The 21,039-nt window shown below is 68.0% G+C and carries 18 protein-coding genes; 11 read left to right on the forward strand and 7 right to left on the reverse strand.

Annotated features, from left to right (window positions below; genetic code table 11):
* Positions 1-196 precede the first annotated feature (196 nt).
* A complete protein-coding gene (gene pdxR, locus BAU07_RS00415) occupies positions 197-1,618 on the reverse strand; it encodes a MocR-like pyridoxine biosynthesis transcription factor PdxR (RefSeq protein WP_066652569.1) in 1,422 nt (473 codons plus the stop codon).
* A gap of 247 nt (positions 1,619-1,865) precedes the next feature.
* Here pdxR and BAU07_RS00420 point away from each other — a divergent pair, with 247 nt between their 5' ends.
* Positions 1,866-2,468 (forward strand): FMN-dependent NADH-azoreductase, encoded by a 603-nt coding sequence (locus BAU07_RS00420; protein ID WP_066652570.1) that lies wholly within the window; start codon positions 1,866-1,868, stop codon positions 2,466-2,468.
* A gap of 60 nt (positions 2,469-2,528) precedes the next feature.
* Here the strand turns inward: BAU07_RS00420 and BAU07_RS00425 are convergent, their stop codons facing one another.
* The gene (locus BAU07_RS00425; protein WP_066652571.1) at positions 2,529-3,155 is read right to left on the reverse strand and encodes a LysE family translocator; all 627 of its coding nucleotides are present in this window, start codon (positions 3,153-3,155) and stop codon (positions 2,529-2,531) included.
* A gap of 169 nt (positions 3,156-3,324) precedes the next feature.
* On the opposite strand from BAU07_RS00425, the gene metC reads away from it, so the two are divergent.
* Positions 3,325-4,521, forward strand: coding sequence for a cystathionine beta-lyase (gene metC, locus BAU07_RS00430; protein WP_066652574.1), 1,197 nt, complete (start codon positions 3,325-3,327; stop codon positions 4,519-4,521).
* A gap of 37 nt (positions 4,522-4,558) precedes the next feature.
* Here metC and BAU07_RS00435 read toward each other — a convergent pair whose 3' ends face one another.
* The 4 genes from BAU07_RS00435 to BAU07_RS00450 all read right to left on the reverse strand — a co-directional run bounded on the left by BAU07_RS00435 (position 4,559) and on the right by BAU07_RS00450 (position 11,469).
* Positions 4,559-5,188, reverse strand: coding sequence for a thiol:disulfide interchange protein DsbA/DsbL (locus BAU07_RS00435; protein WP_066652575.1), 630 nt, complete (start codon positions 5,186-5,188; stop codon positions 4,559-4,561).
* 81 nt (positions 5,189-5,269) lie between these two features.
* A complete protein-coding gene (locus BAU07_RS00440) occupies positions 5,270-5,992 on the reverse strand; it encodes an SPOR domain-containing protein (protein WP_066652576.1) in 723 nt (240 codons plus the stop codon).
* A 6-nt stretch (positions 5,993-5,998) separates the two neighbouring features.
* Complete coding sequence (gene argS / locus BAU07_RS00445; protein ID WP_066652578.1) at positions 5,999-7,684, reverse strand: arginine--tRNA ligase; 1,686 nt, start codon at positions 7,682-7,684, stop codon at positions 5,999-6,001.
* Positions 7,685-7,830: 146 nt separating this feature from the next.
* The gene (locus BAU07_RS00450) at positions 7,831-11,469 is read right to left on the reverse strand and encodes a DUF6531 domain-containing protein (protein ID WP_066652580.1); all 3,639 of its coding nucleotides are present in this window, start codon (positions 11,467-11,469) and stop codon (positions 7,831-7,833) included.
* A gap of 302 nt (positions 11,470-11,771) precedes the next feature.
* Between BAU07_RS00450 and BAU07_RS00455 the strand changes: the two genes are divergently transcribed.
* Together BAU07_RS00455 and BAU07_RS00460 are read left to right on the forward strand one after the other, a co-directional pair.
* Positions 11,772-12,116 (forward strand): DUF1840 domain-containing protein, encoded by a 345-nt coding sequence (locus BAU07_RS00455; protein WP_066652583.1) that lies wholly within the window; start codon positions 11,772-11,774, stop codon positions 12,114-12,116.
* A gap of 71 nt (positions 12,117-12,187) precedes the next feature.
* Positions 12,188-12,505, forward strand: coding sequence for a hypothetical protein (locus BAU07_RS00460; RefSeq protein WP_066652584.1), 318 nt, complete (start codon positions 12,188-12,190; stop codon positions 12,503-12,505).
* 61 nt (positions 12,506-12,566) lie between these two features.
* Here BAU07_RS00460 and BAU07_RS00465 read toward each other — a convergent pair whose 3' ends face one another.
* Complete coding sequence (locus tag BAU07_RS00465; protein WP_157122457.1) at positions 12,567-13,847, reverse strand: amidase; 1,281 nt, start codon at positions 13,845-13,847, stop codon at positions 12,567-12,569.
* Between the two features lie 307 nt (positions 13,848-14,154).
* On the opposite strand from BAU07_RS00465, the gene BAU07_RS00470 reads away from it, so the two are divergent.
* The 7 genes from BAU07_RS00470 to BAU07_RS00500 all read left to right on the forward strand — a co-directional run bounded on the left by BAU07_RS00470 (position 14,155) and on the right by BAU07_RS00500 (position 21,000).
* Complete coding sequence (locus tag BAU07_RS00470) at positions 14,155-15,180, forward strand: LacI family DNA-binding transcriptional regulator (protein ID WP_066652589.1); 1,026 nt, start codon at positions 14,155-14,157, stop codon at positions 15,178-15,180.
* Positions 15,181-15,190: 10 nt separating this feature from the next.
* Positions 15,191-16,210, forward strand: a complete 1,020-nt coding sequence (locus tag BAU07_RS00475; protein ID WP_066652591.1) for an ABC transporter substrate-binding protein — start codon at positions 15,191-15,193, stop codon at positions 16,208-16,210.
* Position 16,211: 1 nt separating this feature from the next.
* Complete coding sequence (locus BAU07_RS00480) at positions 16,212-17,027, forward strand: ABC transporter permease (protein WP_066652593.1); 816 nt, start codon at positions 16,212-16,214, stop codon at positions 17,025-17,027.
* Positions 17,028-17,068: 41 nt separating this feature from the next.
* Positions 17,069-17,920, forward strand: coding sequence for an ABC transporter permease (locus tag BAU07_RS00485; protein ID WP_157121900.1), 852 nt, complete (start codon positions 17,069-17,071; stop codon positions 17,918-17,920).
* Complete coding sequence (locus BAU07_RS00490) at positions 17,917-18,906, forward strand: ABC transporter ATP-binding protein (protein WP_066652594.1); 990 nt, start codon at positions 17,917-17,919, stop codon at positions 18,904-18,906. The genes BAU07_RS00485 and BAU07_RS00490 overlap by 4 nt, the downstream gene beginning before the upstream one ends.
* Positions 18,907-18,951: 45 nt before the next feature.
* Positions 18,952-19,773 (forward strand): phosphodiesterase, encoded by an 822-nt coding sequence (locus BAU07_RS00495; protein ID WP_066652595.1) that lies wholly within the window; start codon positions 18,952-18,954, stop codon positions 19,771-19,773.
* A gap of 123 nt (positions 19,774-19,896) precedes the next feature.
* Complete coding sequence (locus BAU07_RS00500) at positions 19,897-21,000, forward strand: ABC transporter ATP-binding protein (protein ID WP_066652596.1); 1,104 nt, start codon at positions 19,897-19,899, stop codon at positions 20,998-21,000.
* The last annotated feature ends 39 nt before the right edge of the window (positions 21,001-21,039 follow it).

The following is a 21,039-nucleotide window of genomic DNA, read 5'->3' on the forward strand; positions in this document are numbered from 1 at the left end:
ATGTCCTTGTCGTGGTTTGATCGAGGACTCCATGCTGCGGCATTCACGCCCGGCGAAGAAGATCCATGATCGACCTTCGGTACTGGGCCATGATCGGCATCCGAGCGATGCTCCTTCAAGACCTTCCCCGGCGCCCGAGATTTGCCTGCCCTGGCGTTGCTTGTCGCGGTTTTTCCCGGTATCGCTGTCGCGCCAGCTATGCAAGCGCCGCAATCCGCCTTGCCAGATTCTCCGCCGTGCGCTGCGTGTCGACGTTCGTGAAGCCCAGGAGCAAGGCAGGCGGGCCATCGCCACGGGCCGTCCAGTCCGTCATGGCTTCGGCGTAGAGGCCCTGTTCCCGCATGCGTGCAACCAGGTGGCGATCCGACTGCTCCGGCGGCAGACGCAGGATCAAGTGCATGCCGCCAGGCTGGAAATCGATGCGCATGCGTTTGCCCAGCACACTCTCCAGGCCTGCCACGGTGGTTTCCCGGCGTTCCGCATATAGCCTGCGCATGCGCTGGATATGGCGCGCAAAGTGCCCTTCCGTGATGAAGGCCGAGACCACTGCCTGCGTCAGCGCCGGCGTGCCGGCCGCAAAGACCTGCGCGATTTGCTCGAAGCGCTCGATCTGAGATTCCGGCACTACGAGATAGGCCAGCCGCATACTGGGAAAGAGCACCTTGCTGAAGGTGCCGGCGTAGAGTACACGCTCGTCACGGTCCAGGCTTTTCAGCGCAGGCAGTGGGCGGCTGACGTACCGGTACTCCCCGTCGTAATCGTCCTCGATGATCCATGCCTGGTTGCGTGCGGCCCAGTCCAGCAGGGCCAGACGCCGCGGCAAGGACAAGGACACCGATAGCGGACTTTGGTGTGCCGGCGTGACGACGGCGGCACGGGCTCGTGCCGCCCTCCGCGTTCCTTGGGATACGACCATGCCCTCGTGGTCCACCGATATCGGGATAGCGGTCAGGTGCATATGGCCCAGCAGTTCGCGCGTGGGCGGGTATCCGGGATCTTCCACCCAGACCCGATCGCCGGCCTTGAGCAGCGCATGTGCCACCAGCGCCATGGTCTCGCGATAGCCCGATGTGATGAACACCTGTGCGGGAGCGCAATCGATGCCGCGCGACATCTGGAGATAGGCCGCGATCCCGGTACGCAGGGCCGGCAGTCCGTATATGGGGGGATGGACCATGTCGGCGGACTGCATGCCGCGCAGGCAGCGTGCCCCCAGTCGCGCCCAGTTCTTGCGGGGAAAGGCGTCCAGCGCGGGCAGTCCCATCTGGAAGGGCAGAATTGAGTCGGGACGAAAACCGGCCGCGGCAATGCCGCCAACGGGTTTGCGCACCGTTCCCGGAACGGGCGTGCGCGCTTTAAGCCCCGGCGTCACGATGGTCCCCGCCTGGCCGCGCGCCTGGACATAGCCCTCGGCCGCCAACAAGGAATAGGCCGACTCGATGGTGCCCCTGGCCAGACCAAGCTCCTGCGTGAGGGCGCGCGCGGACGGGATGCGATCACCGGGCTTCAGGACGCCATTTTCGATGGCGCCGCGGAACCTGTCGTAGATCTGCCTGTAGAAGGGTTGCGCCGCGGTGGGATCCAACGGTGGGATATCGATGGCCTTCGCGGTCGTCATGGCCCAGCTCTTGCGTTGCGATATTGTCAGTCGTTTATACCATCGCGGCGCGCCATGAAGCGCTGCCGGGAAGCATTCCTGATGCCATCATGGCCTAGTACCGATGTCGGTCCATGGCTCTTTCCAGGTGAACCATGGGATTCATAGAATGAATGCCCGTCCGCACTTTCAAGACCGCGTTCGTCAAGGCCGGTCGCGCGGCATCCCGGCTGGTCGATGCGACCGGCGGAACCTGAATGGCAAGCTTATGAATATCCTGCATGTGAACTGCAGCCCTCGCGGGCAAGCCGGAGAGAGCCGCCGGCTCTCCACAAAAATCGTCGAACATCTTCTGAAGAGCGCGGCCGGCGCAACCCTGGTACATCGGGATCTCGGTGGCAGCCCGATCGCCCATATCGACGGCAATTACGCGCATGTCCAGCACCGATTGGCGCCGGCAGCCGGGGAAGACGGCACGATGTGCACGTCCGATGTCCTGATCCGGGAGCTGGATGCCGCCGATGTCGTCGTCATCGGGACGCCGATGCACAATGTGGCCGTGCCTTCCGTATTGAAGGCGTGGATAGATCACATCGTTCGCGCGGGCCGCACATTCAGCGTGGGCCCGCAAGGAAAAGTGGGCTTGCTGCGCGATCGCCCGGTGTTCATCGGCGTGGCGTCGGGCGGAAAGTTTTCCGGGCCGCGTGCGCGCCAGCCGGATTTCCTTACTCCCTATCTCAAGTTCATCCTGGGCACGATCGGACTGCGCAACCTGACCTTTTTTTCGGTTGAAGGCACCGGTGGGGGGCCGGATGCAGTGCGCGAAGCCTGGGGCAGGACCGATCTCGCGCTGCGCGCGCATTTCCGCTGATTACGCCCGGGCTGCCGCCGCGGGACGTCGGCGCGGAGCGCCAAGGGGATGAGGAAGCGCTTAGCGCACCGAGGTCGCCAGCCGAAGGGCGAGGCCCGCGAACACCAGACCCGCGCAGGTGTTCAAGAGCCGCCGGGCGCGAACGGACCGTTGCAGCAGCGCCCCGGCCGCGCCCGAAAAGAACGCGATGGCGCCGAACACGAGCAAGGTGGCCAGCATGAAGACGCTGCCCAATACGACGATCTGCGGCCCGACCGGCCCGGCCGCCGGCATGGTGAACTGCGGCAAAAAGGCGAGGAAGAACAGCAGCACCTTCGGGTTGGTGAGGTTCATGACGATGCCGCGCACGTACAGCGCCGCCGGCTGGAGTCGCCGCGGGCTGCCCGCCGGTCCAGCCCCGGCCGGTGCCCGGAAGGCCTGCCACGCCAGGCAGGCCAGGTAGATCGCTCCCGCCCATTTCAGGGCCGTGTAGGCGCCGGCCGACGTGGCGAAGACCGCCGCAAGTCCCGCCGCCACGGCGGCCGTATGGACGAGCAGGCCGGTGCACAGGCCCAGGACCACCATGAGTCCGGCGGCCCGGCCGTTCAATGCCGCCTGCATCAGCACGAAAAGATTGTCGGGACCGGGAGACAGCGCAAGCAGTACGGCCAATCCGAAGAACGTTGCGAGGGTGTGATGGTCGGGCATGGGATGGGTGGGCCACGCGAGTGGAGGCGCAAAGGCACGGCGCCACGGCGCGAGAGACGGATCGGGAAAATCACGTCGAAAATGGCATCATAGGCGACTCTCCCTCACGCGGTACGCTCGCGACTGGTGCACAGCCCGTCGCGAGCTGTCCACAACCTGCTTCCACACCATGGCCCACCATCCCGCGCATCTCGACACCCTGTTGCAGCACACCGGCATCGCCGAATTCGATCCCGCCACAGGGGCCGCGCCCGTGGGGCTGCCGCCCGTGCGTACCAGCACGGTGCGGTTCCAGGATCTGGCGGCGCTGGAAAGGGCGGAGCGGCGCAAGGCGGCGGGCGAGCGGGTGGTGGCCTACGGACGCATGGGCCTGGATACCCATGTCGCGCTGGAGGACGTCTTCAAGCACCTGGAGCAGGGTACGCATGCCTACCTGGCGCCCTCCGGGCTGTCGGCGATTACGCTGACCTTCATGGCGCTGCTGTCGGCTGGCGATCATGCCCTGGTCGCGGATAACGTGTACGGGCCCGTCCATGTGCTCGAACAGGCGGTGTTGCGCCGCCTGGGCATCGAGATCACCTATTTCGCCCCGAATCGGGACGACATCGCTGCGCTGGTGCGGCCCAATACGCGGCTGCTGTATGTCGAATCGCCCGGCTCGCTGCTTTTCGAAATGCTGGATCTGCCGGCCCTGGCCGAGCAGGCGCGCCGCCATGGCCTGGTGCTGGCCAGCGACAATACCTGGGGATCGGGCTATATCTACAAGCCGTTGGCACTGGGTGCGCAGGTGTCCGTAGTGGCCGGTACGAAGTATGTGGGCGGGCATTCGGACCTGATGCTCGGCGCGGTGGTGACGAACGACGCCGAACTGGCGCAGCGGATCAACAAGACCCAGTACGCCATGGGCTATTCGGTAAGCGCGGACGATGCATGGCTGGCGTTGAGAGGCGTGCGGACCTTGCCCCTGCGTATGGCGCAGCACGCACGCAACGCGTTGCAGGTCTGCGATTTCCTGGCGAGCCGTCCCGAAGTCGCCCGGCTCTACCATCCGGCGCTGCCTGCGGATGCGGGCCATGCGCTGTGGACGCGCGATTGCACCGGTTCGAACGGCATGCTGTCGGCGGCCCTGCGGCTGTCGATGGAACAGGCGCGCGTCTTCGTCGACGCGCTGCGCCTGTTCAGCATAGGATATTCGTGGGGCGGCTTCGAGAGCCTTGTACAGTTGGTCGCGCCGGAGTACCTGGCGGGACACCGGTACTGGTCCGGGGACGGACAGGCGGTAGTGCGGCTGCACATCGGCCTGGAAGCGCCGCAGGACTTGATCGAGGACCTGCGGCAGGCGCTGGACCGCGCCAGCGCGGTTTAGGCGTCCGGGGGCCCGGGCAGGCGCCTGCGCGCTTCGCTTACTTCGTCCGGGCCATCGGGATCAGCTTGTCGACTTCGTCCAGCGCGCCCTGGTAGCTATTGCCGGCCATGACGGGCGAGGTCAGGAACTTGCCGCCCACCAGGAAGGACGGCGTCCCGTCGATGTTCGCCTGCTGCGTGAGCTGCGTGGCCCGTTCCACCTGGGTCTGGACCGAGAAGGAGTCGAACACGGCGTCGAACTTGGCGCGGTCCACGCCTTGCGTGGACACCCAATCGCCCATTGCCTTCTTGTCGAACAGGCGCTTGTGTTCCTGGTGGATCGCCGTGAAGACCCGGGCATGCAGGTCGGGCCGGTTCAGCGCCTCGAGGGTGTAGTACAGCTGCTGCAGCGGCTTCATGGATGCGTTGAAGGCGACCGGCACCTGCTTCAGGGCGACGTCCGGCGGCGCGGTCTTCGCCCACTTCTCCACCATGGGTTCCATCGCTGCGCAGTGCGGGCAGGTATAGGCGAAGAACTCGATGACTTCGATCTTGCCCGGGGTGTCGCCGGGCATCGCCGGGTTGATCGCCTTGTAGGCCGGCGCGTTCTGTGCCTGGCTGGCAGGCGCGAACAGGGTCGTGGCGGCCAGCGCGGTGACGGCCAGCAGGCGGCTAAGCAGTTTGTACATGTCGGTGTGGTTCCCAGGTATGAGGCTGACGATCCTGACTAGAGACAGGCCGGGGCGGCACGAGTTCCGCCCGGCGCGCGATCACTGGCGGACGACCGCCACCTCGATTTTGTTTTCGCCCAGTCGCGTCCGGGCGCGGTTCATGTCGTCCAGGCGGGCGAACGGACCGACGCGCACACGATTGATGGGTTTGCCATTGACGTCCGCGCGCTGTACGGACACGGGCAGGCCCATCAGCAGTATGCGGGCTTTCAGGGCTTCCGCGTCGTCGACACTGCGGTAGGCCCCCGCCTGCAGGAAGTATTTGCCATTGGCCTCCTTGGCAGCCGCGCCCGCCGGTGCCGGGGCGGCCGGCTTGCCGGGCACCTTGTCGGCGGGCTTTTCCCCCGGCTTCTCGCCGGGCTTCGCGGCCGCCGGGGCCGCGGGCTCCGGCGTGGCGGGCAGCGTGGCGATCAAGGCGCCCAGGTCGTCCGGGCCTTGCGGGCCCGACGGCGCGGGAGGCGTGGCCGGTTGCGTGCCGGGCACGGGCGCCGGCGGGGTGGCGGTGGGACCGCTGGGCGCGGTGCCGGCTGCGCCGTCGCGACCGTACAGCCCCACGTTGGGGTCGGGCGCATTGCTCGGGTCCGGCAGCGGGTTTTGATCGGCGTGGCGCGACGCGCGATCGACGAAAGGCACCGGCGCGCGCGTCACGTAGAAGGCCACGCCGGCGGCGACGACCAGGCCGATCAGCAGGCCGGTCAGCACGCCGTACAGCGTGCCGCCGCGTTGCGAAGATCGTTTGGCGGGTTTGCGTTTGGCAGCCATGGTGCTTTACATGCGCTCCGGCGCCGACACGCCCAGCAGCGCCAGCCCGTTGGCCAGTACCTGGCGCGTGGCGGCGGCCAGGCGCAGGCGCGCGCGCTTGAGCGCGACATCGTCCACCAGCACCCGCTCGGCGTTGTACCAGGCGTGGAAGTCGGCCGCGCAATCGCGCAGCCAGAATGCCACGTGGTGCGGCGCCAGTTCCTGTGCCGCCAGCTGGACAACTTGTGGCAGTTCGGCCAGCCGCTGCATCAGCGCGTATTCAGACGGCGCGGTCAGCTGCGCCGCGTCGGCGCTGGCGATGGCGGCTTCGTCTTCGCCCGACTGCGCGACCATGGAGCAGATGCGCGCATGCGCGTACTGGATGTAGTAAACGGGATTCTCGTCGCTCTGCGACAACGCAAGGTCGATGTCGAACACGAATTCCGTATCGGCGCGCCGCTGGATCAGGAAATAACGCACCGCGTCGCGGCCGACCCAGTCGATCAGGTCGCGCATGGTGACGTAGCTGCCGGCGCGCTTGGAGATCTTGACCTCTTCGCCGCCGCGCATGACCTTGACCATCTTGTGCAGCACATAGGACGGGTAATCCCTGGGGATACCCATGTCCAGCGCCTGCAGGCCGGCGCGCACACGCGCCACCGTGCCGTGATGGTCGCTACCCTGGATGTTCACGGCCCGACGGAAGCCGCGCTCCCATTTGTTGACGTGATACGCGACGTCCGGCACGAAATAGGTGTAGCCGCCCTCACGCTTGCGCATGACGCGGTCCTTATCGTCGCCCGTGCCCAGTTCGGTCGTGCGCAGCCACAGCGCGCCATCTTCTTCGTAGGTGTGGCCGCTGGCCACCAGCTTGGCGACGGTCTGCTCGACGCGGCCGCCGCTGTAGAGCGAGCTTTCCAGGAAGAAACTGTCGAACGTCAGATCGAAGGCTTGCAGGTCACGGTCCTGCTCGCGGCGCAGGTAGGCCACCGCGAAGCGCCGGATGGCATCGAGGTCATCCACGTCGCCGGTGGCGACGGTTTCTTCGCCGTCGGCGGCGCGCACCGCGGCCTTCGCCAGGAAATCCTTGGCGATATCGGCGATGTACTCGCCCTTGTAGCCATCTTCGGGGTAGTCCGGCGAGTCGGGGCCGACACCGCGCGCACGCGCCTGCACGCTCACGGCCAGGTTATGGATCTGGTTGCCCGCGTCGTTGTAATAGAACTCGCGCGTGACCTCGCAGCCGTTGGCGTCGAACAGGCGGCAGATGGCGTCGCCCAGCGCAGCCTGGCGCGCATGCCCGACGTGCAATGGCCCCGTGGGGTTGGCGGAGACGAATTCCACCAGGACTTTGTCGCCGTTTCGGGGCGCGCGGCCGAAGGCCGCGCCCTGGCCGGCGATGGCGGCCAGCACGGCCTGCCGCGCGGCCGGGGAAATGCGGATGTTGATGAAACCGGGCCCCGCGACCTCGGCGGCGGCCACGATATCGCGCCCGCGCGGGTCGTTCTGCAGGGCGACGACGATGGCCTGCGCCAATTCGCGCGGATTGCGCTTGGCCGGCTTGGCCAGCTGCATCGCGACATTGGTGGCGACATCGCCGTGCGCGGCGACCTTGGGACGCTCGAGCAGAATGTCGGGGCGGGCGTCCGGCAGCAGCGTGCCGACCGCGTCTCGCAATAGGGATACAAGGAGTTGCTGTTGCTCGGGGAGCATGGGGACTCGGAAAAGACGAAAAATCGTGCGGCCGCGCAAGATGCCGCGAATTCCGGGATGATAACGTGATTTGTCCTGCTGGCCGGGGCCGCCCCGCGCGGCGCCGCAGGGCGGGGCACCGCTCCGGGCGGCGCTGCCTGGGCGCTTCAGTTGGGCAGATCCAGGTCCAGCGTCCGCCGCAGCCAGCCGCGATAGCCCGCCATGTCCACCGTCGCGACGGCCGGGCCGGCGGCCTCGGTCCAGTTTTCCACACGGCGGATGAAGGCTTCCACTTCGGCGCGCGCCCGATCGCCGTAATCGGGATGCTGCCCTTGCCTGCGCAACCTCGTGGCGCCGGCGCCGTCGAGCACCGGGCGGTCGCTGCCGCGGCGACGACCGCGGCTGCCCCGTTCGTCATGCACGATGGCGTTGTCGACGCGTTGGAATGGCTCGGGGGCCTGGCGGAAAGGCACGCCCGCGCGCCGCGCCTGGTCGAGCATCCAGGCCAGCGCGACGTCGGAAAGGTCGCCGCCCGGCCTGGCCGTGTCGACGTTGGCCGGTTCGGCCAGGTAGCCCCCGCCGATATCGCCGTGCGCGCCGATGAAGGGCGCGGTGGCGACATTGGGCGCGCCGTCAGGCGTGGCGCTGAGCGGGAACAGGCCGCGATGTTCGTGCAGGGCCACCGCGTGCGCGACCCAGTGCCATTCCGCAGACACCGCCAGGTCGTAGTGCGCGTTGTCGGCGCCCAGTACGCCGAATTGCGCGACGGCGTCGAACAGTCCCATGAATCGCAGGTCCGCGCAGGCCGTGACGGTGCCGAGCGCGGGATCGCGGTGCCAGAAGCGGCCCGCCCGGTAGCGCCCGGCGATCATGTTGCCGAAATGCATGGCCAGCGCGGCCCCGCGCGAGTAGCCCAGCAGGTCGATGGGCAGCGCCCGTCCGTGTCCCGAGGCGGCGGCCACCTCCCGCAGCAGGGCCTGCCATTGCGTACCGAGGATGGCGGGCGCGGACCCGGCGGTGGCGGCATCGTAGAAGCGCGGTGCCGCGAAGCCCGGGCCGCGATGGTAATAAGCCGTGCCGTCGGCGTACCAACCGCTCATCAGGCCCACATTGGTACGGCCGGTGAGGTCGCGGCTGGTGCCGTCGAATGCGAACAGCAGCAGGCCGAAGGGATCGATGTGGCGACGCGGCTGCTGCCGGGCATAGCCATAGGCCTGGCTGTCCGGCATGGGGCCGGCGGGATCGGGTTCCAGGTAATGGCCGGCCCGCGGATCGTAGGTGCGCAGGTAGTTGTCGTGCCATCCGGTCGCGGCATCCGCGATGTGCCCCGGTTGGCGCAGCGGCATATCCAGGTCACCTTCCACCGCGAGCGGCGCCCCGGTGGGCGACCATGCCGCGCGCCAGCGTATGCGCCGCTGGGCGTCCGTTAAGGCATGGGGCAGGCCGGCGGCATCCGCGTGGATGGCATAGAAGACCGGCACGGGCGGACGTGTGGCGCGCTGCGCAAGCAGGCGCGGCCGCGGATACGCGATCATGGCGACCGGGACCCAGCCGGCGTAGACATAACGTTGCACGACGCCGACTCCGCCGTCGGGCAGATCCAGCGCGCGCGCCGACAGTCGATTGCCGGTATACAGATAGTGTTCGCCACGTCCGCCGCTGTGCCGGCGTATGCGTTCACCGTATGCGTTATGCGCATAGCGGACCAGCTCGCTCGCTCCCCGCACGACCTTGCTCAGGCGGCGGTCCGGGCCATAGTGCAGGCGCAGGCTGCCGTACTGGCGCGGCAACCCGCTCGCATCGCGCTGAGCACGATGCGAGCGAATGACGCCGTGATGTTCGATGGCCCGCACGTCCCCGGCGTCGCGCCACGCATACCGCCATCCCCGCGTGGTTGCTCCGGCGTGGTTCCTGAACGCGATAGCGGCGCCCGCGAGGCGGGTTTCGTCGTCATAGGCGTATGCGCTGCCGATGTGCCAGTCGCCGTTGCGCGCGATGTCGTGCGCGATGCGTCCGTCGCCGTCATAGCCCAGGCGTTGCGCGAAGATGGGGGGGCGTGCGGGTTGGGCCGGGTCGTCGACGATCAGCGCATACAGGCCGTCGTGCCGAAGCAGGCCGCGTGCGTGCAGTCCGTTGGCATGCAGGTAGCCAGCGCCTGGCGCCGCGCGCAACAGTTCGTACTCGCTCGTCCCCGTGCCATCGTCCCAGGCAATGCGGGCGACGCGTCCGGCGTCATCGTAGGCGTAGAGCAGGCGCCCGCCTTCGGGCAGGTCGTGCCGCACCAGGCGGCCCCGCGCGTCCCAGGCATAACGTTCGCTGTAGCCGTACCCGGCGCCGTGTTTTCGCAGTGCGGCGCGGTACACCGTGCGCGAGGCGAGGCGGCCACGCCGGTCGTAGCGCCGCGTCTCGTGTTCGTGTGGGTGGTCCACGCGCACCGGCCGTCCACCGCGCCAGGCGATCGTCGTGCGCAGGGCAGCGCCATCGGCCCGTGCAATGACTTCCACCAGGCGACCCGCGCCATCGCGTGCATACTGCCAGACATCCCCATTGGCATAACGGCGTTCGATGATGCGTCCCGCGGCATCGCGCCGGCGGGTCTCCGGGCCCGTGGCGTGCGTATGCCAGGATCGCAAGGCGCCTCCCGCGTCGAAGGACAGCGAAAGCCCCGGCCATCCCGATTCCGCGTCATGCAGGCGCGTGAGCTTGCCGGCCTGGTCGCGTTCCAGGCGCAATCGATTCAGTTGCAGCAAGTTGCCGTGGCCGTCGTAGGCCGCGTCCAGCCCCGGCGCGGCGCAGCCCGGGCAGCCGCTGCCCCGAACCTGCAGCAACACGGGGCGGCCGGCCCGCACCGCGGTGTGAAAGTCCGTTACGCCGGTGCTGCCGCGCACGCGGGTCAGGCCGCGCGTGCCGTCAGGCAATGGCGTGGCCACGTAGCTCAACTGCACGCGGTCGCGCGTCGCATCCGGCGCGCCATGCACCGACAGGATGGCGCGACCCGCTTCATCGTATGCCCAGCTATGCGTGCGTACGGACTGGGCATCGCTGCCGGCGCGGCGCCATGCTATACCCGTCAAGCGGTAGGGGTCGCCTCCTTGCAGGGCCGTTTCGTAGAAATAGTGCCGCTGCCAGCCAGCGGGATGCGCCGCGGCGATCAGCCGCGGGTAGGCTGGGGCCGGCGCGCCGCGGGCTTGCGGCATGTCATGGCTGTACACGTGCGCGCCCGACGGCGCATCGATGCGGGACAGGCGCGTGCCTGCGGCCGTGGTTTCGTACGTGAAGCGCAGCGCGTTCCCGCGTTCGTCAATCGCCGCGAGGATTTCTCCGTGCGTCGGTCCGAGCGTCGTCTCGCGCGTGATGCGGACGTCGCCACCGTGGCTGTCGGCGATCCGTGTCAGGCGGCCCGCCGCGTTGAAGTGCAGCCTGCGCCCGTCCGGCCACCGCCACCGCCACGAATCCACGTCGCGTTCGAGTGTGCCGCGCGCGGGTGGGATCGGTCGGCACACGGCTTCGTCGGGGTGCGGCGCGTCGCAGCGAAAGTCCATCCGGCTGCCGTCGGCTTGCGCGACCTGTACCCGGCCGGGGGCGGCATGCGCGTGCAAGCGGGTTTCGTAGGAAAGCGTCCAGCCGCGGCCCAGGCTGCTGGGCCGCGCATCGAGCGCGTTGTAGTGGCGCACGATTTCCAGGCCCGCGCGTGGCGCCGGACCTGGCAGGTCGATCTCGCGCTGGTATTTGTTCCCGGTGACCAGGTGGATGGGGTTGCCGACGCCCAGGTTCAGCGTAGGCGCGGGTGGGCCCTGGCCGGCCATTTCCGACGCCGGGCACGGTTGTCCCAGACGGGATGCGCCGCATGTCCCTTCGCCGGCATCGCCACCTGCCCGTGCCGACAAGGCCAGGGCCAGGGCGCCGGCGCACGCCAGCGCTATTCGGCCGGCACGCGCCTGAATCCGTTTCGTTCCTGCCTGCATGCACGCTTGCTCCCCGGGCGCGAGCAACCGGCACACCATGCGCCATGCTTGCCGCCGCCCTGGTCATAGCGTGCGGTTGGCAGGCGTAGCGCGTTGGGGTAGTGTATGAATCCATCCATCGAGAAAGACCCGGGGACCCCGCCATGCTTATCACGTTTCGTTCCAAAGCCGGCTCGGAAGTGCTCATGCTCTCCGATCATGCCGCGCCCTTGTTGCGGGCCGCGGGCAAGTCGTTTCCGGACAAGTTCCCCGAACGGGGCGTGTTCACCCCGGAACAGCTGCAGCAGGCCATCGACGGCATCGAAAAGGCGGTTGCCAAGGCGCCTGCGCATCCGGAAGACCGCGAGGACGATCCGGACCAGCCGCCGGTGCATCCTGTATCGCGTCCCGTGGGGTTGCAGCAGCGCGCGTATCCCTTGCTGGACCTGATGAAGAGGGCCCAGGCCAAAGGCGTGAACCTCACTTGGGAAGCGGCTTCCCCCTGGTAGAACCAAGCCCGGTCGATACCGGAAACCGGCTTGCACGCGTACGCATGCAGGCCTCGGCATAAGGACATTCCATGCGCGCGGACGTCTCCATCGTTTATGACGCCCGCCGGGCGGTGCATCTGGTGACCCAGGTCGAGCCGACCCCGGAGGGCAGCGCGAAGGCGCGCGACTGGTTCGATATGACCTGGACCGCGCTGGGCTGCGAACCCTTGCGTCCCAGTGGCAAAGTGCTGCTGCTGGACAAGATCCTGGGTGTTGCGGACGCGCTGGGCTACGAGTTGTTGGCCGCCGATTCCACGCGTGCGCAGGAATTCGCGCACCACGCCGCCCTGGCGCTGGGCCGGCCGCGGATCACAGTCGACCTGCCCACATTGACAGTCGGTTATTAGCGGGCCGGCCCACGCCGCCGCCCCGGCGGCAGCGCAATGCCGCCGGCCGGCGCGCACGGGCTTACGCCTGCCGCAAGCGGTCGTGCAGCCATTTCGCGATGCAGAGCAGGCGGTGGTCGTCCCCCTTGGAGCCCACCGCTTGCAGGCCGACGGGCAGCCCGTGCGGGCCGGTGGCGAAAGGAAGGTGGATGCAGGGCAGTCCGAACAGCGTCCACACGCGGCCGAACAGCGGGTCTCCAGTGCCCAGGTCCGCGAAAGGCGCTTCGCCCGGTGCGCTGGGCGTCAGCAGGACATCGAAGCGTTCGAACCAACCGCTGACGCGCGGGTACATTTCGGCGGCGCGCTGCAGATTGGCCTGGTGGGTCTGTGCGTCGATGGTATCGCCGCCTTCCAGCAAGGCCAGGAGGCCCGGGCTGATCTGCCCGGCGTCCTGCTGGCGTTCGGCGGCCAACGATTGCGTGGCCTCGTACGCCATGATGTCGGACTGCAATTGCACCAGGGCGCAATACTGCGGCGGCAGATCCAGTTCCTGCACCACGGCGCCGGCGCGGGCCAGTGCTTCGGTGGCATAGGCCATGGCCTCGCGTGTTTCGGGCAAGGTGTGGCGCCATTGCGGCGTGCGATAGACCCCCACCCGTGGCGGACCTTCGTAGTCGAGCCGGCGCAGTGCCGGTTGATCCATGAGGACCGAAGCCACCAGCCCCGCGTCCTCCACCGTGCGGGTGAAGCAACCCACCGTGTCCAGCGACGGCGCGAGGGACTTGACGCCCGTACGCGCGACCGTGCCGAAGCTGGGCTTGAAACCTACGACGCCGCAGTACGCGGCGGGACGCACGATGGACGCGGCGGTCTGCGTACCCAGCGCAAATGGCACCATGAAGTCGGCCACCGCGGCGGCTGAACCGCTGGATGATCCACCCGGCGTGTACGCGGTGTTGTGCGGGTTGCGCGTCAAGGGCGGCTTGAACGTGGCGAACTCCGTGGTCACCGTTTTGCCGGCCACGAGCGCGCCGGCTGCCCGGCAGCGCGCCACCGCGTCGGCATCGGCCGCGGGTCGGTGGTCCTTGTAGATGGGCGAGCCGTAGCTCGTCGGCAGATCCGCTGTATCGAAGATATCCTTGACCCCGAAAGGCAGGCCATGCAGCGGTCCCGTGATGGCGCCGTTGTCGAGCGTCTGTGCATGCGCCAGCGCCGCGTCCCTGTTCATGCTGACCCAGGCATGCACACTGTCTTCACGTTGTTCGATACGCGCGAAGCAAGCGCGCATCAGCTGTACAGCCGACAACTCGCGGCGTTGCAGCATGCGGACGGCATCAAGCGCCGTCAGGCGATTCAAAACCATAGCCATCAAAGCTTCCCTGCACATGCCGCCGTCGCATGAAGGCGCGGCGTCGCAATATCCGCGCGGCTGCGGTCCGGCATGGCACCTTTTCTTCCCAGCAACCATTGTGCCAGTCCCATGGCCGGGGCCAATACGTGTATTCCCCGAAAGATAAGCGGGTGGCGCGTTATGCGAGGCGGCGCGGCGATCCGGAATCCTGGCATCGAGCTGAATGTCCCGCGGCGGCTGCCGCCGCCACGCTGCTGCAATAAGGCTGTCATGCACGCGTCCTATATTGAAATCGTTTTCAACCCAGGGACCCGCGCCCGTGGCTATCAAATCCCTGCATCGGCTTTCGATTGTGGACATCGCGCGTGACGCCGGTGTGTCACCGGCCACGGTATCGCGCGCGTTCAACCGGCCGTCGTTGTTGCGTGCCGATACCTTGCAGCGTATCGAGGCCGTGGCGCACAAGCATGGCTTCCGTCCCAACCGCGTCGGCAGCAGCCTGCGCTCGGGCAGTACGCGCACGATAGGCATGGCCCTGCCCACGTTGTGCAATCCTGTTTTCGCCGAATGCTTCGAGGGTGCGGAAGCGTGGGCGCATGCCAACGGCTACAGCATCATGGTCACGACCACGGGCTATGAGCTGGCGCGCGAGGCCGCCGCGGTGCGCAGCCTGATCGACCATCAGGTGGAGGGGTTGCTGCTCACGGTGGCCAATGCCGCCCGCAGCGCGACGCTACGCGACCTGGCGCACGATGGACGTCCGTACGTGCTGGTCTACAACGAGTCGCCTTCTCATCCCTACGTGTCCGTGGACAACATCGCCGCCGCGCGCGACATGATGCAATGGCTGGCGAGCGAAGGGCATGCGCGCATCGCGCTGGTCACCGGTCCGCTGGCCGGCTCGGACCGTGCGCGACGCCGCTTGCAGGGCGCGCGCGTCGCCGCCCGCGAGATCGGACTGTACCTTCCCATGCACCTCGCTATGCAGTCCCATACGGCGGTCGATGCCGACGTGCTGCATGCCGCCCTGCGTGGATCCGCCGCGCCGACGGCGCTGTTCTGTTCCAACGATCTGCTGGCCGCGTCCGCCATCTCGTCCTTGCACGACCTGGGACTGCGCGTCCCGGACCACGTGTCGGTATGCGGCTTCGACGGCATGCATTTCGCCGCGCTGATGACGCCGCCCCTGACCACGGTCGAGCAGCCCAGCCGCGATATCGGCGCACGCGCCTGCGCCAGTCTGCTGGCCCGCCTGGCCGGCGAACCGGCCGAGTCGCTGCGCCTGCCGCACCGCCTGATTTCCGGCCGCACCGTCGCGGCCCCTTTCCCCCGTACATCCGTATAAGGAAGCCGATATGCCGTTTTTCCTGAACAAGGCGCTGCGCGGCGCCGTCCTGGCCCTGGGCCTGGTGGGCGCCGCCGCGGCACAGGCCCAGGCGCAGACTGCGGTCTGCTACAACTGCCCGCCGGAATGGGCCGATTGGGGCACCCAGCTCAAGGCCATCAAGGACAAGACCGGCATCCAGGTGCCGGGCGACAACAAGAATTCGGGCCAGGCGCTGGCATCGCTGGCGGCCGAGCGGGCCAACCCGGTCGCCGATGTCGTGTACTACGGCGTCACTTTCGGCATCCAGGCCGTCAATGACAAGCTGGTGCAAGGCTACAAGCCGGCGCATTGGGATGACATCCCCGCCGGCATGAAAGACCCGGACGGCAAGTGGTTCGCCATTCATTCCGGCACGCTGGGATTCATGGTCAATGTGGATGCCTTGCAGGGCAAGCCGGTACCGCAGTCCTGGAGCGACTTGCTGAAGCCGGAGTACCGCGGCATGGTGGGCTATCTCGATCCGGCGTCGGCCTTCGTGGGCTACGTCGGCGCGGTCGCGGTCAACCAGGCCATGGGCGGTACGCTGGACGACTTCGGTCCTGCCGTGGCGTGGTTCCGGAAAATGCGCGCCAACGATCCCATCGTTCCCAAGCAGACTGCTTATGCGCGCGTTCTTTCGGGCGAGATCCCCATCCTGGTGGACTATGACTTCAATGCCTACCGCGCCCGCTACAAGGATGGCGCGAACGTGCAGTTCGTCATCCCCAGGGAAGGCACGATCGCGGTGCCCTACGTGATGAGCCTGGTGGCCGATGCACCGCATGCCGGCAACGGGCGCAAGGTGCTCGATTTCACGCTGTCCGACGAGGGGCAGGCGATCTGGGCCAATGCCTACCTGCGTCCCGTGCGCGCCAGCGCCGTGTCGCCGGAAGCGCAGAAGAAATTCCTGCCCGCCGCCGACTACGCCCGGGCCGGCACCGTCGACTACGCGCAGATGGCGGCGGTACAGCGCGCGTTCTCCGCGCGCTACGCCAAGGAAGTGAACTGATATGCAGCGCCGCGGTTGGATGATGTTCGCCGCGCCCGCCGCGGCGCTGTTCGTGGCCTTCTGGCTTTTGCCGATGGTGCGCCTGGCCGCCACCGGGTTCGCGGTCCGCGACGGCGCCAGCGCGTACTGGACAGTCGTCACGCATGCCCAGTACTGGCGCAGCCTCTTCAATACGGCCGCGCTGTCGCTGGCGGCCACGCTGGCGACCTTGGTGGTGGCCTTGCCGGTGGGCCGCTTCCTGGCCGCTCATGCGCGCTTCCCGGGGCGCGGGCTGCTGGTCGGCCTGCTGATGTTCCCGCTGGCCTTTCCCGGCGTGGTCGTCGGATTCCTGATCATCCTGCTAGCTGGCCGCCAGGGGGTCGCCAGCACGGTCTCGCGCTGGTTGACCGGCGAACCGCTGGTGTTCGCCTATGGCATGGGCGGCCTGTTCCTGGGCTACCTGTATTTTTCCCTGCCGCGCACCATCGACATGCTGTCCGCGGCGGCCACGCAGCTCGATCGCGCGATGCTGGAAGCCGCCGCCACGCTGGGCGCCAGCGGTTGGCGGCGCTTCGCCGATATCGAACTGCCCGCGTTGCGGCCGGCCCTGGGCGCAGCGGGCGCGATGTGCTTCGCCACCAGCATGGGGGCCTTCGGCACGGTGTTCACGCTGGGCACGCAGATCGATGTGCTGCCGGTGACCATCTACAACGAATTCACGAACTACGCGAACATCCCCGTCGCGGCGGCGCTCTCCATCGTGCTGGGCGTCATCACGTGGGCCATCCTTTACCTGGCGCAGAGCCTGTACGGCGAACGCGCCGGTGCAGCGGCGTGACGGTCCATGGCACGAGGCTGCACGGTATGAGCACGCACGGCATGAAGCCATCCCCGCTGGAGTCGCGCATCGGCCTGGCAACCACGCTGGTCGTCGCCGCGTTTCTGATCGGACCCGTCGTGCTGTCCGTGCTTGCCGGCTTGACGCGCAACGGCTTCGTCGGCGTGTCCAGCGGACTGACGCTGCGCTGGGTGGCGCAGGTGTGGGACATGTACGCCGACACGGTATGGCGATCGCTGGCCGTAGCCCTGTGCACGCTGGCGGTCTGCCTGGCGGCGGGCGTGCCCGCGGCCTGGGCGCTGACCGTACACCGGGGCCGCTGGGCGCGCGGCTTCGAAGCCTTGCTGACGCTGCCCGTGGCCGTTCCCGGCCTGGCGACCGCGCTGGCCCTGATCGTTTCGTGGGGAAGCGCCGGCGCGCTGCGCGGCAGCGTCGTGTTCATCATCATCGGCCACGTACTCTTTACCTTGCCGTTCCTGTTGCGTGCCGCGCGCACCAGCATGGTCATGGCGGAACTGACCACCCTGGACGAAGCGGCCGCCACGCTGGGCGCGACGCGGGCGCAGCGCTTCTTCCACATCGTCGTGCCGAACGCCGTGCCGGGCATCCTGACGGGCTCGCTCACCGTGCTCACGCTTTCCATCGGCGAGTTCAATCTCACCTGGCTGCTGCATACGCCCTTGACCAAGACGCTGCCCGTCGGCCTGGCTGACAGTTATGCCTCGATGCGGCTCGAGGTCGGCTCGGCCTACACCCTGATATTCCTGCTGATGATCATGCCTTTGCTGCTGGGCCTGCAGTGGATCGCCGCGCACGCCGCCGCGCCGGGCAAGCGCGGTCGCATGCCTGTCGCGGCGGCGGTATCGACATTCGGATCGAAGGAGGCGCAATGAGTTCGCCTGTCACGATTTCCCTGCAGCAGTGCGCCAAGACCTGGCTCGACGGCACGAAGGCGCTGCATCCACTGGACCTGCGTATCGAGGGCGGCGAGACGCTGGCCTTGCTGGGCCCGTCCGGCTGCGGCAAGACCACTTTGCTGCGCATGCTGTGCGGACTGGAAGCGCCCGATGCGGGCGGCCGGATCCGCTTCGACGCCGACGACGTGACGGCTTTGCCGCCGCAGGCGCGCGGTGTCGGCATGGTGTTCCAGAACTACGCGCTGTTCTCCAACATGACGGTTGCTGGCAATGTCGGCTATGGCTTGCGCGTGCGCGGCATGGCCCGAGCCGAGCGCGAGCGGCGTGTGGCCGAGATGCTGGATCTCGTCCGCATGCAAGCCCATGCCGACCGGCGCGTCGACCAGCTATCGGGCGGCCAGCGGCAGCGGGTGGCGCTGGCGCGTGCCCTCGCCATACGGCCGCGCGTGCTGCTGCTGGACGAGCCCCTGACCGCGCTCGACGCCAAGCTGCGCGAACAACTGCGCGTGGAGCTGGCGCAATTGCTGCGTTCGCTGGCGATCACCACGGTACTGGTGACGCACGACCAGGAAGAAGCCATGATGCTGGGCGACAGCATCGCCGTCATGTCCGCCGGCCGGCTGGAACAGTGCGGAACGGCCGAAACCTTGTATCGGGCGCCGGCCACGGCTTTTGTCGGCACCTTCCTGGGTACCCTGTGCCGCGTGCGCGCCGGCCTGGCGGACGGCCTGCTGGTGCCGGGCGCGGCCGATATCGCCTTCCGCCCGCACGAAACGCAGTTGCTGCCGCCTCACGAATCCGCCGCGCCAGCCAGCATCACCGCCCGCTTCTTCCTGGGCAGCACGGTCCGCTTCGAGGTCCGCTTGCCGGACGGACAGAGCTTTCCGGTATTCGCACCGCCGGATTGCGCGCATGCCGTGGGAGAGCAGGTCAGCATACGCCTGCTTCGCCCGCTGGCGTGACGCATCGCCTCCCGCCCATTCCCATCCTCTCGCCGCCCCGCCCCCATGCTCATCGCCCAGCTCAGTGATCCGCACATCCGCCTGCCCGGCCAGAAGGCCTACCGCGTGGTCGCCACCGACGCCTTCCTGCCGCCGGCCGTGGCCGCCGTCAACGCACAGAACCCGCGCCCCGATGTGGTCATCATTTCCGGCGACCTGACCGACTTCGGCCGACCGGCGGAATACGCCCATTTGAAGCACATGCTGGACCGGCTGGAAATGCCCTACCTGCTGCTGCCGGGCAACCATGATGATCGCGACGCTTTGGCGCAGGTCTTCCCCGATCACGCATACCTGAAGGGCGCCGATGGCTATGTCCAGTATGTCGTCGAGGACTATCCGGTGCGCATCGTGGTGCTCGACACCGTAGTGCCGGGACAGAGCCATGGCGCGCTGTGCGAGCGTCGGCTGGGCTGGCTGGCGGACCGCCTGGCGGAGACACCGGAGCGGCCGACCGTGATCGTGATGCACCATCCGCCCTTCAATACCGGCATCGGCCACATGGACCGCATCGGCCTGCTGCAAGGCGCCGAGGCGCTGGCGCGCATCGTCGGCGCGCACGGCAACGTGGAGCGGGTCCTGTGCGGCCATTTGCACCGCAGCATCCAGCGCCGCTTCGCCGGCACCATCGCGGCCACCTGCCCCAGCCCGGCGCACCAGGTGGCCCTGGATTTGCGCGCCGATGCGCCTTCGGCCTTCGTGATGGAGCCCCCGGCCTTCCTGCTGCACGATTGGCGCGATGGAGGCCTGGTCAGCCATCTGGCCTATATCGGTCCCTACGCGGGTCCCTATCCTTTCCATGATGGCGGTGCGCTGATCGACGTGTGAGCCCCGTCCCGGGGGGACGAGCCGGCGTACGGATGCCATCGTACGGTCATGTTCGCACTGCAAAATGAAAAGGATTTCATTTGCCGTCACAATAGACGCGACCGCATAGAAGATCGAGGGGACATGGCAGCGATCGTTCTGGAACAGTTGACGAAGCGGTACGCTGAGGCCGCCGCCATCCGCGAGGTCGACGTCACGGTACCCGAAGGCAGTTTCACGGTCCTGTTGGGCCCCTCCGGTTGCGGGAAATCGACGACGCTGCGCATGATCGCGGGTCTGGACACACCGACCTCCGGCCGCATCCTCATCGGTGGGCGCGACGTGACCCACTTGCCGCCTGCGCAGCGGCGCATCGCCATGGTGTTCCAGTCCTATGCCCTGTTCCCCCACCTGAGCGTGCGCGAGAACATCCTTTTCGGCTTGAAGGTGCGCAAGGAGCCGCGCAGCCAGTACGCGCAGCGGCTGGCGCGCGTGGCGGAATTGCTTGGCCTGGAGGCCTTGCTGGACCGTAAGCCGTCACAGTTGTCGGGCGGCCAGCAGCAGCGCGTCGCCCTGGGCCGCGCGGTGATTTCCGAAGCGCCGGTGTGCCTGATGGATGAGCCGCTGTCGAACCTGGACGCCCAGTTGCGCCACGACATGCGCCGCGAGATCCGGGCATTACAGGCCAAGCTGGGCATCACCATGGTGTACGTCACGCACGACCAGACCGAGGCGATGAGCATGGCCGACCAGGTCGTGCTGCTGCGCGGCGGCGCCGTGGAGCAATGCGACACGCCCGATGGGCTGTATGCCCGTCCCGCTACCGAGTTCGCCGCGCGCTTCATCGGCACGCCGCCGATGAACCTGATGACGCTGGATACGGTAGGGGGCGCGCGCCTGCTGGCGGGCACCGGCGAACCGGCCATCCCGGGCGCGCCGGCGCAGGCCGCGCGCATCGGCGTGAGGCCCGAACACATACGCGTGGTGGGGTCCGGCGCGGAGGCCGACCCGCACACGAGCCGCGGCCCCGACGGCGCCGCGAGCCCGGGCCACGCGGCGGTGGTGCAAAACGTGGAGTACTTCGGCGCGGACTCGATCGTCACGTGCGCGGTAGGCGCCAGTGCGGGCATCGCCGTGCGCCTGCCCGGTCATGCCAGCGTGGCGCCGGGCAGCCGCGTCCAACTGTGCTGGTCACCCGAAAACCAGCATTTTTTCGACGCGCACGGCAAGGCCTTGCCGGTTGCGTGAGCGGGCCCGGACACCCATGTTCTTTCCCTTCCCTCTCTG

Origin of the sequence: Bordetella flabilis (assembly GCF_001676725.1) — a bacterium.
GTDB lineage: Bacteria > Pseudomonadota > Gammaproteobacteria > Burkholderiales > Burkholderiaceae_B > Bordetella_C > Bordetella_C flabilis.

Bases quoted from the DNA above. Each gene is read 5' to 3' on its own strand.
- pdxR (WP_066652569.1), bottom strand. From the start codon at position 1,618: ATGACGACCGCGAAGGCCATCGATATCCCACCGTTGGATCCCACCGCG.
- BAU07_RS00420 (WP_066652570.1), top strand. From the start codon at position 1,866: ATGAATATCCTGCATGTGAACTGCAGCCCTCGCGGGCAAGCCGGAGAG.
- BAU07_RS00425 (WP_066652571.1), bottom strand. From the start codon at position 3,155: ATGCCCGACCATCACACCCTCGCAACGTTCTTCGGATTGGCCGTACTG.
- metC (WP_066652574.1), top strand. From the start codon at position 3,325: ATGGCCCACCATCCCGCGCATCTCGACACCCTGTTGCAGCACACCGGC.
- BAU07_RS00435 (WP_066652575.1), bottom strand. From the start codon at position 5,188: ATGTACAAACTGCTTAGCCGCCTGCTGGCCGTCACCGCGCTGGCCGCC.
- BAU07_RS00440 (WP_066652576.1), bottom strand. From the start codon at position 5,992: ATGGCTGCCAAACGCAAACCCGCCAAACGATCTTCGCAACGCGGCGGC.
- argS (WP_066652578.1), bottom strand. From the start codon at position 7,684: ATGCTCCCCGAGCAACAGCAACTCCTTGTATCCCTATTGCGAGACGCG.
- BAU07_RS00450 (WP_066652580.1), bottom strand. From the start codon at position 11,469: ATGGCCGGCCAGGGCCCACCCGCGCCTACGCTGAACCTGGGCGTCGGC.
- BAU07_RS00455 (WP_066652583.1), top strand. From the start codon at position 11,772: ATGCTTATCACGTTTCGTTCCAAAGCCGGCTCGGAAGTGCTCATGCTC.
- BAU07_RS00460 (WP_066652584.1), top strand. From the start codon at position 12,188: ATGCGCGCGGACGTCTCCATCGTTTATGACGCCCGCCGGGCGGTGCAT.
- BAU07_RS00465 (WP_157122457.1), bottom strand. From the start codon at position 13,847: ATGGTTTTGAATCGCCTGACGGCGCTTGATGCCGTCCGCATGCTGCAA.
- BAU07_RS00475 (WP_066652591.1), top strand. From the start codon at position 15,191: ATGCCGTTTTTCCTGAACAAGGCGCTGCGCGGCGCCGTCCTGGCCCTG.
- BAU07_RS00480 (WP_066652593.1), top strand. From the start codon at position 16,212: ATGCAGCGCCGCGGTTGGATGATGTTCGCCGCGCCCGCCGCGGCGCTG.
- BAU07_RS00485 (WP_157121900.1), top strand. From the start codon at position 17,069: ATGAAGCCATCCCCGCTGGAGTCGCGCATCGGCCTGGCAACCACGCTG.
- BAU07_RS00490 (WP_066652594.1), top strand. From the start codon at position 17,917: ATGAGTTCGCCTGTCACGATTTCCCTGCAGCAGTGCGCCAAGACCTGG.
- BAU07_RS00495 (WP_066652595.1), top strand. From the start codon at position 18,952: ATGCTCATCGCCCAGCTCAGTGATCCGCACATCCGCCTGCCCGGCCAG.
- BAU07_RS00500 (WP_066652596.1), top strand. From the start codon at position 19,897: ATGGCAGCGATCGTTCTGGAACAGTTGACGAAGCGGTACGCTGAGGCC.